Origin of the sequence: Sinorhizobium kostiense (assembly GCF_017874595.1) — a bacterium.
In the GTDB taxonomy this organism is placed as follows: Bacteria; Pseudomonadota; Alphaproteobacteria; order Rhizobiales; family Rhizobiaceae; genus Sinorhizobium; species Sinorhizobium kostiense.
In genome coordinates this window covers 220,943-234,174 of sequence record NZ_JAGILA010000005.1, presented here as the reverse complement: position 1 = coordinate 234,174, position 13,232 = coordinate 220,943, and the positions used below count along the sequence as shown (strand labels likewise).

Here is a 13,232-nt window from a genome sequence, read left to right as displayed (position 1 = left end):
AGGCGAACCCCCTGATCACCAGGTGGAAACGCGGCTCCCGTATCGCCGATGCGCTTGATCGGCCGAATCGGATAGAGTTCAGTGCAGCGCCGGCGGCCTCGGCTCGATTCCATAACGAATAGATTGGTATCCCGCGGACAACAAAAAAGGCCGGCTAGAACCGACCTTTCGCTGTCACCCCCAATGCCGCTTCCAGTACATCCGTGGTCAACGGCACCGGGGGGACCGTATGCCTCCAATGTACGCGCTGATTGAGTTTTAATCAAATCGGAAATCAAAGGGTGCTCGCCACGGGCGGGTTCATTGCACCTAAAGAGCGCTATGCAAAAAGGCCTCTCGATTTCTCGAAAGGCCTTTAAATCAGAAACTTAGATGGTGGGCGTGACAAGGATCGAACTTGTGACCCCTACGATGTCAACGTAGTGCTCTCCCGCTGAGCTACACGCCCATCCGATGCGGCGCATAGACCACAAAACCCGCGTCCGCGTCAATAGGTTTTTCGAAGGTTTTTAGACAGAATTTTCGGGAGCCAGCGAAAGCCCGTTTCCGCCCGGGCGTTCACGTCCGCTTCAAGGATTTCTACCGTTGTATAATGGCTAAGTCCTTGAACAAAAAGGCCATTGCCGACGCTGACGTCTGCGACGGCCTTAATGAAATTATCTCGGGGCTGCGGTCCAGCGAAGGCGATCTGCGGCCGGAACTTCGCAAAAAGCGCGATGGAAGCCGTGCCTCTTGACGCAGCGGCAGTTACGCCGCCAGCATCTTGTTGACCTCGTTGACGAGGTCGCGCAGGTGGAAGGGCTTCGACAGGACCTTGGCGTCCTTCGGGGCCTTCGAGTCGGGGTTCAGTGCCACTGCGGCAAAGCCGGTTATGAACATCACCTTGAGGTCGGGGTCGAGCTCCGTTGCCCGGCGGGCGAGTTCGATGCCGTCCATTTCGGGCATGACGATATCGGTCAGGAGCAAGGAAAAGGGCTCTTCACGAAGCCGATCGTAGGCGCTGGCGCCGTTGTCGTAGGACTGGACCTTGTAGCCCGCCTTTTCCAACGCCTTCACAAGGAAGCGGCGCATGTCGTTATCGTCTTCGGCTAGGAGGATTTTCGCATTCATGAATTCGGCCGTGGCTACTTCTTTTCGATGCTGTCTATGCTTCATGGGGCGCGGCAGCTCAGCAAACCGCAAGCGCGTAAATATCCGGTGAACGGCGTGGGTCAATCCCCCTAAACCGGGAAGCGGCCACTATGGACACAGAGCCGACCAACTGGCAACATGATCGAAGCGGCAAGATCCCGGCATGGTAAAGGGTTGCAATGGGGGAAGTGGGCGAGTGGGAAATGTTCGAAATTCTGGAACCCGCGGCCCAGCGGATTCCCTTCGTGTTCAACTCGCCGCATAGCGGTCGCCTCTATCCCCAATCGTTCCTCGACCAGTCGCGGCTCGATGCACATTCGATTCGCCGCTCAGAAGACCACTTCGTCGACGAGCTGTTCCAAAGCGCCACCTATCTCGGCGCGCCGCTGCTGAGGGCGCATTTCCCCCGGGCTTTCCTTGACGTCAATCGCGAACCCTACGAGCTGGACCCGCGCATGTTCGACGGAGCTCTGCCGGCGCACGCGAATATCGGTTCCATGCGGGTCGCCGGCGGGCTTGGCACTGTGCCGCGGCTGGTGGCCGAGAACATGGAGATCTATCAGGGTCGGTTCCCGGTTGAAGAGGCGCTCACGCGCATCGAGACGATTTACAAGCCGTATCACGCCACGCTCAGGAAGCTCATCGCCCGCACCCATGTGCAATTCGGCATGGCCGTGCTCATTGATTGCCATTCGATGCCCGGCAATGTGCATCTTCCTGGCACCGGCCAGCGTCCGGATTTCATCATCGGCGACCGCTACGGAACGAGTGCAGCGGCGGAGCTGTCGCGTGTGGCGGTCGAGCTTCTGCAGCAGCTCGGCTATGCGGTGACCCGCAACAAGCCTTACGCCGGCGGCTTCATTACCGAGCATTACGGACGGCCGACGCGGGGACTTCACGCGCTGCAGATCGAAATCAACCGCAGCCTCTATATCGATGAGGCGACGCTGGTGAAAAAGCCGGGCTTTGCCGCATTGGAGGCCGATCTCGGGACCTTCATTGCCGCGCTTGCGCGCCACGTGGAAGAATATGCGGCCTATATGCCACTTGCGGCGGAGTGAGGAGCTCTCCGAATGGTCACAAAAAGAACCGCGCCAGCGGCGCGGTCAAGTCTAGGGAGGAAACACCCAAGGAGGGTATTTGCAGCCACGAGTGACCGCAAAAAGAAAGCTAATATTGCGCTGCACAATTGTCAAGTTTTGAGGCGGGTCAACTTTGCCGCGCAGCATAAATCATTCGTGACTGGCACTTGGGTGCATTCGTCTTGAGTCTGTTTCCAGACTCCGCGCGCCGGGCGGGCGGCTGCGGATCGTTGCCTTTCGCTGGATTTCGTCTATTCAGGAACTTTCCTCCCGCCGCTTACGAGTGTGACATGTTGCCCGACCGCTCATTCTTCGACCGCCTCGCCGACGCCGCCAAGGCGGAGACCATGCCGCGCTTCCGAACCGGCACCTGTGTGACGAACAAGCTTGAGGGCGGCTTCGATCCCGTCACCGAGGCGGACGAGTCCGCCGAGGAAGCGATCCGGGCGCTGATCGAAAGCTCCTATCCCGAGCACGGCATTCTCGGCGAGGAACACGGCAATATCGGCCTCGACCGCGAACATCTCTGGGTCATCGATCCTATCGATGGAACGCGCGCGTTTATTTCCGGCCTGCCGGTCTGGGGGACGCTGATCGGCTTCTATCGCAGCGGCAAGGCGATCATGGGGCTGATGGATCAGCCCTTTACCGGCGAGCGCTATTTTGCCGACGGCGAGAAGTCGATCTATCGCGGCCCGGACGGCGAGAAGGTGCTTGCGACACGCGATTGCGGCGGGCTCGCGGCCGCCGTGCTGTTCACGACCTCGCCGCATCTTTACGCCGGCGGACTCCGGGAGCGGTTCGAGGCGCTCCAGTCAAAGGTCCGGCTCTTCCGCTACGGTTGCGATTGCTATGCATTCGCCCTCCTTGCGGCGGGCCATGTCGATCTCGTCATCGAATGCGGGCTGAAGCCCTATGACGTCGGCGGCCTGATTCCGCTGATCGAACAGGCCGGCGGTGTCATCACCGATTGGCAGGGAGGACCGGCCGAAATGGGCGGCGAGATAATCGCAGCAGGCAGCCGCGAACTCCATGCGCAGGCGCTGGAGGTACTGAGCGGGAGGGGCTGATCGTTGCAGCCTTCTCAGCCACCGCCGCACAAGGGGGCCACGTGGCCACGCCACTCCACCTTCATGCCTCTTCCATGGTGGGAACTGCGATCTCCTCCTCGGCTTCCATCCCGGGCAGGAAGGCAAGGATAGCCGCCATGGCCTGAGCTCGGTAGCGGTCGGCCTCCTGCAGGAGTTCGTGGCGCGCGCCATCGATCGGGATCAGGTGGCCGGCGCGAAAATTGGTGGAAAGGCGCTCGACCGCGAGATACGGGACGAGCGGATCGGCCGTCGGTGCGAGGAGGAGAGTGGGCACGGTGATCCTCGTCAGATGCTCGCGCTGCGTCACCTCTCGGATCGTCTGGAAGGCCTCGTTCAACCATCGCGCCGTCGGCGGCCCAAGCCGCAATTGCGGACACGCATCGACCAGCAGCAGGTTGCGCGCATAGCGGCGGCTATCGGCGGTGAGCGGATTGCCCGCGAACGGTCCGCGGCCGCCCTTGTCGCGCTGAAGCGGCAGGTTTCCGAGACCAAGCCGGCGCATCACCGCCGCAATGGCGGAGATGCCCGGCTCGCCGATTGGCTGACCGCTCAATCCGAGGAAAGGCGCGAGCAGCGCCATGCGATCGATGCGGCTTGCGAGCCGGGGCCCCAGCGAGAGGCAAACCAGGGCCCCCATCGAGTGGGCGACAATGGAAAAGGGCAGGCGTGTGTCGGGGAGCACGATCTGCTCCAGGAACATCATCAGGTCACGCCCGTAGTCGGCAAAACGCTCCACATGGCCCAAGGCCGGGTGCGGCAGCAGCCGTTCCGAACAGCCCTGGCCGCGCCAGTCGAATGTGGCGACCCAATAGCCCGCGTCCAGAAACTCGCCGATCGTTTCGAAGTATTTCTCGATCGATTCGTTTCGCCCCTGCAAGAGCACGATCGTGCCGCGCGCGACGGGCATCTTCGTCTTGAACACCGCATAGCGGATCTTGCGGTTGCCGGCGCCATCAAAAAAGCCCGCCAAGAAATCGCCCGGAATCGGATTGTCCGGTGTGGAGTGGAGGATTGGAATCATGGGCGCGTCGGACGAAAGCAACCGGGTGATCGATATACCGCGATCGGGGAGGACGGCGACTAGCCGCGACATCCATTCCTACTGCAGCTATCCACGGATAGGCGGAGCGCCTTCGCCCGTCAAAGGAAAAAGCCGGAAACGGTGGATGAAGTCCGGGCGATCACCGTTTCCGGCCGCTGAAGGGAGAAGGGACATGTCACTTCAGCACTGGGCACCTTCGCACCCAGTATGTCGCTTGTAGCCCACCGCCGCTGAACCGCGGCCGAACCGCCCGTTCATATGCGGTTCACCCCGAGCGTATGCGCTTCACCCAAGCCCTTGAACTCGTGCCCGCGCATTCCCATGTCTTCGCCGGACGCCGTTTAAGGGTCCGTTCACCGGTCGCGCCATTGCCGGATGGGATGGCAGGCCAGGCATCGCAAACAGTTGCTCTTAAGGAGGACAACATGCGTCATTTCGATTTCTCCCCCCTCTACCGCTCCACGGTCGGCTTCGATCGCCTGTTCACGATGCTCGACAGCCTCGGCCAGCCCGATCAGGCCCAGGGCTATCCGCCCTACAATATCGAGCGCACCGGCGAGAACGCCTATCGCATCACCATGGCCGTCGCCGGCTTCGACGAAAGCGAGCTTTCGGTCGAAGCGCGTGAAAACACGCTGACCATCAAGGGCGAAAAGGGCGAGGAAAAAGGCGAGGAGACCCAGTTTCTCCATCGCGGCATTGCCAAGCGCGCCTTCGAACGCCGCTTCCAGCTCGCCGATCATGTCGAGATCAGATCTGCCTCGCTGAAAAACGGCCTGCTCCACGTCGATCTCGTTCGCGAGATCCCGGAAGCAGCCAAGCCGCGCCGGATCGAGATCACCTCGGTCGGTTCGCAGGCGAAACAGATCGAAGCGCAGAGCGCCTAATCCTCAGGTCGCGATAGCACTTTGATTGCTGCATGTCTTTGTCTTTGAATCGAGGTCGATTTGAGGAGGCATGCAGTTGGGAAGGGCGCCCGAATGAGGCGCCTTTTTCCATGAGGTCCCGCCGATGTCAGCAGGCGGCGGCGAAGCGGGCGACGTCTTCGGATGTGGTGGCATAGCTCGTGACCAGCCGGTAAAGACCCTCATCCTCGGCGAGACCGCCGGCGAGATGGTGCGGCACATGCCAGTCGTAGAAGATCGCGCCCTGCCGCTGCAGCCTCTCTGCCACCTGCCGCTTCATGATGGCGAAGACTTCGTTGGCCTCGGCGTCCCACGCTAGCCGGCTGCCGCTTTCAGAAGCCGCGATGCCGGCGGCGAGGCGCGTAGCCATGGCGTTGGCGTGACGGGCAAGATCGAGCCACAGATCGCCGGCGAAATAGGCCTCGAACTGAGCGGCGATGAAGCGCGACTTGGAAAAGAGCTGGGCCGCGCGCTTACGCAGGAAGTGCATCTCGCGCGCCTTGGCGGGGTCAAAAAGCACCACGGCTTCTGCGCACCAGCAGCCGTTCTTCGTTCCGCCGAAGGACAGGAGATCGACGCCGCTTTTCCAGGTCATCTCCGCCGGCGTGACGCCGAGGCTGACGAGGGCGTTGGCGAAGCGCGCACCGTCCATGTGGAACGGCAGATCGTGGCGCCGGGCGATGGCGGCGATCGTCTTGATTTCGTCGAGTGAATAGATCGTGCCGCTCTCGGTCGCCTGGGTTACGGTCACCGCCATCGGTTGCCCGCCATGTACGAACTCAGACGGAAAGCGGCCGATATCAGCTTCGAGTCGTGCCGCATCCATCTTGCCGCGCTCGCCGTTCACGGGGCAAAGCCTCGCTCCATGGGAGAAGAATTCCGGCGCGCCGCATTCGTCGACATGCACATGGGCTTCGCGGTGGCAGAAGACGACGCCGCCGGGCCGGTTGGCGCTCGCAAGCGCCAGCGAGTTCGCGGCCGTGCCCGTGCCGACGAAGAAAACCGCCACCTCCTTGTCAAAAATCTCCGAAAACCGTCTTTCGACCTTCCGGTCAAGTTCGCTCGTGCCGTAAGCGGAGACATAGCCCGCTGCATGTGCCGTCAGGTTCTCGGCAATCGCCGGATGGGCACCGGCCCAGTTGTCGGAAGCAAAGATCATTACAAGTCGCCCTGTGCTCAGCTGTTCTCGGCGAGACCATAGCCGAGTTGGTGCGGCTGGCAATGCATCGTGCCGAGCTGATGCCAACTGCAGACCAGTTTGAAACCAAAGGCAAGAAACATTCGCGCTCACGTAATTAAATTTCAAAACGGCGCAATCTCTGGCAATGTTCGACAAAATCTTCTTCATTATTTCCCGGAGGAGGCCTTGCGGAGGGGGGTGCTTTCTGGCATAGAGTGCGTGAAATAGGACAGTGTTGCTGTCCTATTTCGGTCTAGGGACCGGAGCAATCGTCCGGAGGTCAGCAGAATGCGGCAGCCGGCGGGGGAGCGCAGGGGTTAACCGATTTAATTCGGGCCACTGCCATCAGGATGGTCGCGGACATTCGTGCCTGGTGCAGCCGCGCTTCATTTGCGACCTGATCAGGATCATGCGACGATAATGCCCCGCTTGCCGTCATGCGAGGAAATGCAGGACGACGGCAGCTGCGCGGGCCGCGCTATGCCCGGATCGCCGGGGCAAAAGGAGGGAATAAGGATGACGGATCATTCGCCATCGCAAAGGATTGGGCTCAACCTCGCGCGCAAAGCTGCGACGGCTGAAAAAACGCCCGCATTCCCGTCCGGACTGCCGCGCAAACAGGGGCTTTATGATCCGCGCAACGAACGCGACGCCTGCGGCGTAGGCTTCGTCGCCCATTTGAAGGGCGAGAAGTCGCACCAGATCGTGCGCGACGGCCTCTTCATGCTGGAAAATCTAACCCACCGCGGCGCGGTTGGCGCCGACCCGCTGATGGGCGACGGCGCGGGCATCCTCGTGCAGATCCCCGACCGCTTCTTCCGCGAGGAGATGGCGAAGGAGGGCGTCACGCTGCCGAGGGCCCGCGAATATGCGGTCGGTTATCTCTTCATGCCGCGCGATGAAAAGCTGATCGCCCATTTCAAGGAGGTGATCAGCGAGGTCGTGGCCGAGGAAGGCCAGCACCTGCTCGGCTTCCGCGACGTGCCGGTCGACAACTCGTCGCTGTCGAAGGCGCCGGACATCGCTGCGACCGAGCCGCACCACGTTCAGGTCTTCATCGGCGCCGGCCGTGACGCCGCCGCCAACGACGAGTTCGAGCGCCGGCTGTTCACGCTGCGCAAGGTGATCTCCAACCGCATCTATGCGGAAGCGGACGGCGGCGATCTCGGCTTCTATATCGTCTCGCTGTCGACCACGACCATCGTCTACAAGGGCATGTTCCTCGCCTATCAGGTCGGCGCCTATTACAAGGACCTGTCGGACGAGCGCTTCCAATCGGCGGTGGCGCTGGTGCACCAGCGTTTCTCAACCAACACTTTCCCGTCCTGGAAGCTCGCCCACCCCTATCGCATGGTTGCCCACAACGGCGAGATCAACACGCTGCGCGGCAACGTCAACTGGATGGCGGCGCGGCAGGCCTCCGTCTCGTCTCCGCTCTTCGGCGACGATATTTCCAAGCTCTGGCCGATCTCCTACGAGGGCCAGTCGGACACGGCCTGTTTCGACAATGCGCTCGAATTCCTGGTCCGCGGCGGCTATTCGCTCGCGCATGCGGTGATGATGCTGATTCCGGAGGCCTGGGCCGGAAACCAGCTCATGTCGCGGGAGCGCAAGGCGTTCTACGAATATCATGCGGCGCTGATGGAGCCTTGGGACGGGCCGGCGGCGGTCGCCTTCACCGACGGCCGGCAGATCGGCGCCACGCTCGATCGCAATGGCCTGCGCCCGGCGCGTTACATCGTCACGAGCGACGATCGCGTCATCATGGCCTCGGAAGCCGGCGTGCTGCCGGTCGCCGAGGACAAGATCGTCAAGAAATGGAGGCTGCAGCCGGGCAAGATGCTGCTGATCGACATGGAGGAGGGCCGCATCATCTCCGACGAGGAAGTGAAGTCGGCGCTCGCCGGCAAGCATCCGTATCGGCAGTGGCTCGACAATACCCAGCTCATCCTCGAAGAGCTGAAGCCGGTCGAGCCGAGGGCGCTTCGCCGCGACGTGTCACTGATCGACCGCCAGCAGGCCTTCGGCTACACGCAGGAGGACACGAAACTCCTGATGTCGCCGATGGCGACGACCGGTCAGGAGGCAATCGGTTCGATGGGGACCGACACGCCGATTTCGGCGATGTCCAGCAGGCCGAAGCTGCTGTACACCTATTTCAAGCAGAACTTCGCGCAGGTCACCAACCCGCCGATCGATCCGATCCGAGAGGAGCTGGTGATGAGCCTCGTCTCCTTCATCGGCCCGCGCCCGAACATCCTCGACCATGAGGGCATGGCGCATGCGAAGCGGCTGGAAGTTCGCCAGCCGATCCTCACGAACGGCGACCTCGAAAAGATCCGTTCGATCGGCCACACGGAAGACCGGTTCGATACGAAAACCCTCGATTTCACCTATGACATCTCCCGTGGTGCCGAAGGGATGCCGGAAATGCTCGATCGCCTTTGCGAGCGGGCGGAAGCCGCGGTCAAGGGCGGCTATAACATCATCGTGCTTTCCGACCGGCAGGTCGGGCCGGATCGCGTCGCAATCCCTGCGCTACTCGCGACCGCGGCGGTGCACAACCACCTGATCCGAAAGGGCCTGCGCACGTCGGTGGGACTCGTGGTCGAGTCCGGAGAGCCGCGCGAAGTGCATCACTTCTGCCTGCTTGCCGGCTATGGCGCCGAGGCGATCAACCCCTATCTCGCCTTCGACACGCTCGTCGACATGCACAAGCGCGGCGAGTTCCCGAGGGAGGTGGACGCCAGCGAGGTCGTATACCGCTATATCAAGGCGGTCGGCAAAGGCATCCTCAAGGTCATGTCCAAGATGGGGATTTCGACCTACCAGTCCTATTGCGGCGCGCAGATCTTCGACGCCATCGGGCTGTCGTCGAAGCTGGTCGACAAGTACTTCTTCGGAACGGCAACCACGATCGAGGGCATTGGCCTCGAGGAAATTGCTGCCGAGACGGTTGCCCGCCACATGGCGGCCTTCGGCGCCGACCCGGTGCTTGCCAATTCGCTCGACATCGGCGGCGAATATGCCTTCCGCATGCGCGGCGAAAGCCACGCCTGGACGCCGGATGCGATTGCCTCGCTCCAGCATGCGGTCCGCGGCAATGCCGAGGATCGCTATCGCGAATTTGCGATGATGATGAACGAGCAGGCGCAGCGAATGAACACCATTCGCGGCCTGTTCACGATCAAGTGCGCCGAGAATGTCGGCCGCAAACCGATCCCGGTCGAGGAGGTCGAACCGGCATCGGAGATCGTCAAACGTTTTTCCACCGGCGCCATGTCCTTCGGATCGATCAGCCGCGAAGCGCACACGACGCTGGCGATCGCCATGAACCGCATCGGCGGCAAGTCGAACACCGGCGAGGGCGGTGAAGAGAGCGATCGTTATCTGCCGCTGCCGGATGGTTCGATGAACCCGGAACGTTCGGCAATCAAGCAGATCGCGTCCGGCCGCTTCGGTGTCACCACCGAATATCTGGTCAATGCCGATATGCTGCAGATCAAGGTGGCGCAGGGCGCAAAGCCAGGCGAGGGAGGCCAGCTTCCCGGCCATAAGGTCGATGCGACCGTCGCCAAGACCCGGCATTCGACGCCGGGCGTCGGGCTTATCTCGCCGCCGCCGCATCACGACATCTATTCGATCGAGGATTTGGCACAGCTGATCTTCGACCTGAAGAACGTCAACCCGGAGGCCGATGTCTCGGTCAAGCTGGTATCCGAAGTGGGCGTCGGCACCGTGGCTGCGGGTGTCGCCAAGGCGCGCGCCGACCACATCACCATTGCCGGCTTCGACGGCGGTACCGGCGCCTCGCCGCTCACTTCCCTGAAACATGCCGGCAGCCCGTGGGAAATCGGGCTCGCCGAAACCCAGCAGACGCTCGTCTTGAACGGCCTGCGCTCGCGCGTCGCACTCCAGGTCGACGGCGGCCTCAAGACCGGCCGTGACGTCGTCATCGGCGCGCTGCTGGGCGCCGATGAGTTCGGCTTTGCCACCGCGCCGCTGATCGCGGCCGGTTGCATCATGATGCGCAAATGCCACCTAAACACCTGTCCAGTCGGGGTGGCGACCCAGGATCCAGTGCTCAGAAAGCGTTTCAAGGGCACGCCGGAACATGTCATCAACTACTTCTTCTTTGTCGCGGAAGAGGTGCGCGAAATCCTGGCTTCGCTCGGGGTCAGGAAACTCGACGAGATCATCGGTCAATCGGAACTGCTGGAGCGCGACCGTATGATCGAGCACTGGAAGGCCAGGGGTCTCGATTTCTCGAAGATCTTCCATAAGGTAGAAGCGCCGAAGGAAGCGACCTACTGGACGGAGCGCCAGAACCATCCGATCGACGACATCCTCGACCGCAGGTTGGTCGAGAAGGCGAAGCTGGCGCTCGAAACGAAAGTGCCGGTTGCCTTCGAAGCCGAGATCAAGAACGTCGATCGCTCGGCCGGCGCAATGCTTTCGGGCGCGCTTGCCAAACGCTGGGGTCATAAGGGCCTCAAGGACGACACGATCCACGTGACGCTCAAGGGCACGGCCGGCCAGTCCTTCGGCGCCTTCCTCGCTCACGGCATCACCTTCGATCTCATCGGTGACGGCAACGACTATGTCGGCAAGGGTCTGTCGGGCGGCCGCATCATCGTCCGACCGCCGGAAAACGCCAGGATCGTGCCGCAGGAGTCGATCATCGTCGGCAATACGGTGCTCTACGGCGCTATCTCGGGCGAGTGCTACTTCAATGGCGTGGCCGGCGAGCGTTTCGCTGTGCGCAATTCCGGCGCGATCGCGGTCGTCGAAGGCGTCGGTGATCATGGCTGCGAATACATGACCGGGGGCGTCGTCGTCGTGCTCGGCGGCACCGGCCGTAACTTCGCGGCCGGTATGTCCGGTGGTGTCGCCTATGTGCTCGATGAGGCGGGAGATTTCGCCCGTCGTTGCAACATGGCCATGGTAGAGCTCGAGCCGGTGCCGGAGGAGGACGATATGCTGGAGAAGCTCCACCACCACGGCGGAGATCTGATGTACAAGGGCCGGGTTGACGTCTCAGGCGATATGACGCGCCACGACGAGGAGCGGCTTTATCAGCTCGTGTCGAACCACCTGCACTTCACCGGATCGGTTAGAGCCAAAGAGATCCTCGAACATTGGGCGGATTACCGGCCGAAATTCCGCAAGGTCATGCCGGTCGAATATCGCCGCGCCCTCGAAGACATGGAGCGCATGAGGATGTCGGAGGCGGCCGAGTAAAACCGGCCTTCGTGAAAGCGGCCCCCGATCCGTGGGGGCTATCACGCGCGCCGTCGTGGGTGCGGCTGTTTGAGATTTGAAGATATCAGGATCGCAAGATGGGCAAGGTTACTGGGTTTCTAGAGATCGATCGGCAGGTGGCGAAGTACCAGCCGGCATCCGACCGCATCCGTCATTTCCGTGAATTCACCATTCCGATGTCCGACCAGGAAGTGCAGAAGCAGGCCGCCCGCTGCATGGACTGCGGCATTCCCTATTGCCATGGGCCGACCGGGTGCCCGGTGCACAACCAGATCCCGGACTGGAACGATCTCGTCTACAACGGCAACTGGGACGAGGCGATCCGAAACCTCCATTCGACCAATAACTTCCCGGAATTCACCGGTCGCGTCTGTCCGGCGCCGTGTGAGGAAGCTTGTACGCTAAACCTCGAAGACGTGCCTGTGGCGATCAAGACAGTGGAGCAGGCGATTGCCGACAAGGCCTATGAAATGGGCTACATCGTGCCGCAACCGGCGGTCACCAAGACCGGCAAGAAGGTTGCGGTCATCGGTTCTGGGCCGGCGGGCATGGCGGCCGCCCAGCAGCTCGCCCGCGCCGGGCACGAGGTCCATGTCTATGAGCGCGAGTCGAAGGCAGGTGGGCTGCTCCGCTACGGCATCCCGGACTTCAAGATGGAGAAGAACTTCATCGATCGCCGCATCGAGCAGATGAAGGGCGAGGGGGTCACTTTCCACTGTGGTGTTAATGTCGGCGTGGACCTGCCAGTACAGCGGCTCCTCAATGAAAACGACGCCGTGCTCTATTGTGGCGGTTCCGAGACGCCGCGCGATGCAGCTATTCCAGGCGTGGAATTTGCCGGCGTTCACGACGCGATGCCTTATCTCGTCCAGCAGAACCGGCGCCTCGGCCGCGAGAATATCGACAGCGTCGGTTGGCCCTCCGAGCCGATTCTTGCCGGTGGCAAGCATGTAGTGGTCGTCGGCGGGGGCGACACGGCGTCCGACTGCGTCGGCACCGCCTTCCGCCAGGGCGCTGTCAAGGTGACCCAGCTCGACATCCGGCCGCAGCCGCCGGAAAAGGAGGACAAGCTCGCCGTCTGGCCGTTCTGGGCAACGAAGATGCGGACCTCCTCCAGCCAGGCGGAAGGCGCGGTTCGCGAGTTCCAGGTCGCGACGCTGGAGTTTGTCGGCGACGAGGATGGCAACCTGACCGGCGTCAAGTGCTGCCAGGTCGACGAACGCCGCAAGCCGGTCGCGGGCACCGAATTCGTCATCAAGGCCGATCTCGCCTTCATCGCCATTGGCTTCCGCGGGCCGTTCACCAACAGCGTCCTCAAGGACCTCGGGGACACGCTCAAGCTGGCGACCGACCGTCGCGGGTCGACGAATGTCATTGCCAACGAGCTGGACTATAAGACCTCCGTCGAGAAGCTCTGGACGGCTGGCGACGTCCGCCGCGGTCAGTCGCTTGTCGTCTGGGCCATCCGCGAAGGCCGTCAGGCGGCGCGCGCGATCGACGAGGAGTTGATGGGCGCGACGGTGCTGCCCCGGTAGGCAA

Annotated in this window: 8 protein-coding genes and 1 tRNA gene; 5 read left to right on the top strand and 4 right to left on the bottom strand. The window is 62.1% G+C overall.

Annotation, left to right across the window (positions count from 1 at the left end; translation table 11 throughout):
• Nucleotides 1-373 precede the first annotated feature (373 nt).
• Nucleotides 374-448 (bottom strand) — tRNA-Val (locus J2Z31_RS18990).
• Nucleotides 449-747: 299 nt separating this feature from the next.
• Nucleotides 748-1,110, bottom strand: a complete 363-nt coding sequence (gene cpdR1 / locus J2Z31_RS18985) for a response regulator CpdR1 (RefSeq protein WP_209603413.1) — start codon at nucleotides 1,108-1,110, stop codon at nucleotides 748-750.
• A gap of 200 nt (nucleotides 1,111-1,310) precedes the next feature.
• Between cpdR1 and J2Z31_RS18980 the strand changes: the two genes are divergently transcribed.
• Together J2Z31_RS18980 and hisN are read left to right on the top strand one after the other, a co-directional pair.
• Entirely contained in the window at nucleotides 1,311-2,192 is an 882-nt protein-coding gene (locus J2Z31_RS18980; protein ID WP_209603411.1) for an N-formylglutamate amidohydrolase, read from the top strand.
• Between the two features lie 311 nt (nucleotides 2,193-2,503).
• On the top strand, nucleotides 2,504-3,283 hold the full coding sequence (gene hisN, locus J2Z31_RS18975; protein WP_209603409.1) for a histidinol-phosphatase: 780 nt from the start codon (nucleotides 2,504-2,506) through the stop codon (nucleotides 3,281-3,283).
• Between the two features lie 61 nt (nucleotides 3,284-3,344).
• Here the strand turns inward: hisN and J2Z31_RS18970 are convergent, their stop codons facing one another.
• A complete protein-coding gene (locus J2Z31_RS18970) occupies nucleotides 3,345-4,325 on the bottom strand; it encodes an alpha/beta fold hydrolase (protein ID WP_209603757.1) in 981 nt (326 codons plus the stop codon).
• 446 nt (nucleotides 4,326-4,771) lie between these two features.
• Here J2Z31_RS18970 and J2Z31_RS18965 point away from each other — a divergent pair, with 446 nt between their 5' ends.
• Nucleotides 4,772-5,233 (top strand): Hsp20 family protein, encoded by a 462-nt coding sequence (locus tag J2Z31_RS18965; protein ID WP_209603400.1) that lies wholly within the window; start codon nucleotides 4,772-4,774, stop codon nucleotides 5,231-5,233.
• A gap of 127 nt (nucleotides 5,234-5,360) precedes the next feature.
• On the opposite strand, the gene J2Z31_RS18960 is transcribed toward J2Z31_RS18965, so the two are convergent.
• Complete coding sequence (locus J2Z31_RS18960) at nucleotides 5,361-6,410, bottom strand: threonine aldolase family protein (RefSeq protein ID WP_209603398.1); 1,050 nt, start codon at nucleotides 6,408-6,410, stop codon at nucleotides 5,361-5,363.
• 537 nt (nucleotides 6,411-6,947) lie between these two features.
• On the opposite strand from J2Z31_RS18960, the gene gltB reads away from it, so the two are divergent.
• The gene (gene gltB / locus J2Z31_RS18955) at nucleotides 6,948-11,672 is read left to right on the top strand and encodes a glutamate synthase large subunit (RefSeq protein ID WP_209603396.1); all 4,725 of its coding nucleotides are present in this window, start codon (nucleotides 6,948-6,950) and stop codon (nucleotides 11,670-11,672) included.
• 98 nt (nucleotides 11,673-11,770) lie between these two features.
• Nucleotides 11,771-13,228, top strand: coding sequence for a glutamate synthase subunit beta (locus tag J2Z31_RS18950; protein ID WP_209603394.1), 1,458 nt, complete (start codon nucleotides 11,771-11,773; stop codon nucleotides 13,226-13,228).
• Nucleotides 13,229-13,232: the final 4 nt, after the last annotated feature.

What these genes read in the sequence shown, in the direction of transcription:
- hisN (WP_209603409.1), top strand. Translation starts at nt 2,504, where the DNA reads ATGTTGCCCGACCGCTCATTCTTCGACCGCCTCGCCGACGCCGCCAAG.
- J2Z31_RS18980 (WP_209603411.1), top strand. Translation starts at nt 1,311, where the DNA reads ATGGGGGAAGTGGGCGAGTGGGAAATGTTCGAAATTCTGGAACCCGCG.
- J2Z31_RS18970 (WP_209603757.1), bottom strand. Translation starts at nt 4,325, where the DNA reads ATGATTCCAATCCTCCACTCCACACCGGACAATCCGATTCCGGGCGAT.
- gltB (WP_209603396.1), top strand. Translation starts at nt 6,948, where the DNA reads ATGACGGATCATTCGCCATCGCAAAGGATTGGGCTCAACCTCGCGCGC.
- J2Z31_RS18960 (WP_209603398.1), bottom strand. Translation starts at nt 6,410, where the DNA reads ATGATCTTTGCTTCCGACAACTGGGCCGGTGCCCATCCGGCGATTGCC.
- J2Z31_RS18950 (WP_209603394.1), top strand. Translation starts at nt 11,771, where the DNA reads ATGGGCAAGGTTACTGGGTTTCTAGAGATCGATCGGCAGGTGGCGAAG.
- J2Z31_RS18965 (WP_209603400.1), top strand. Translation starts at nt 4,772, where the DNA reads ATGCGTCATTTCGATTTCTCCCCCCTCTACCGCTCCACGGTCGGCTTC.
- cpdR1 (WP_209603413.1), bottom strand. Translation starts at nt 1,110, where the DNA reads ATGAATGCGAAAATCCTCCTAGCCGAAGACGATAACGACATGCGCCGC.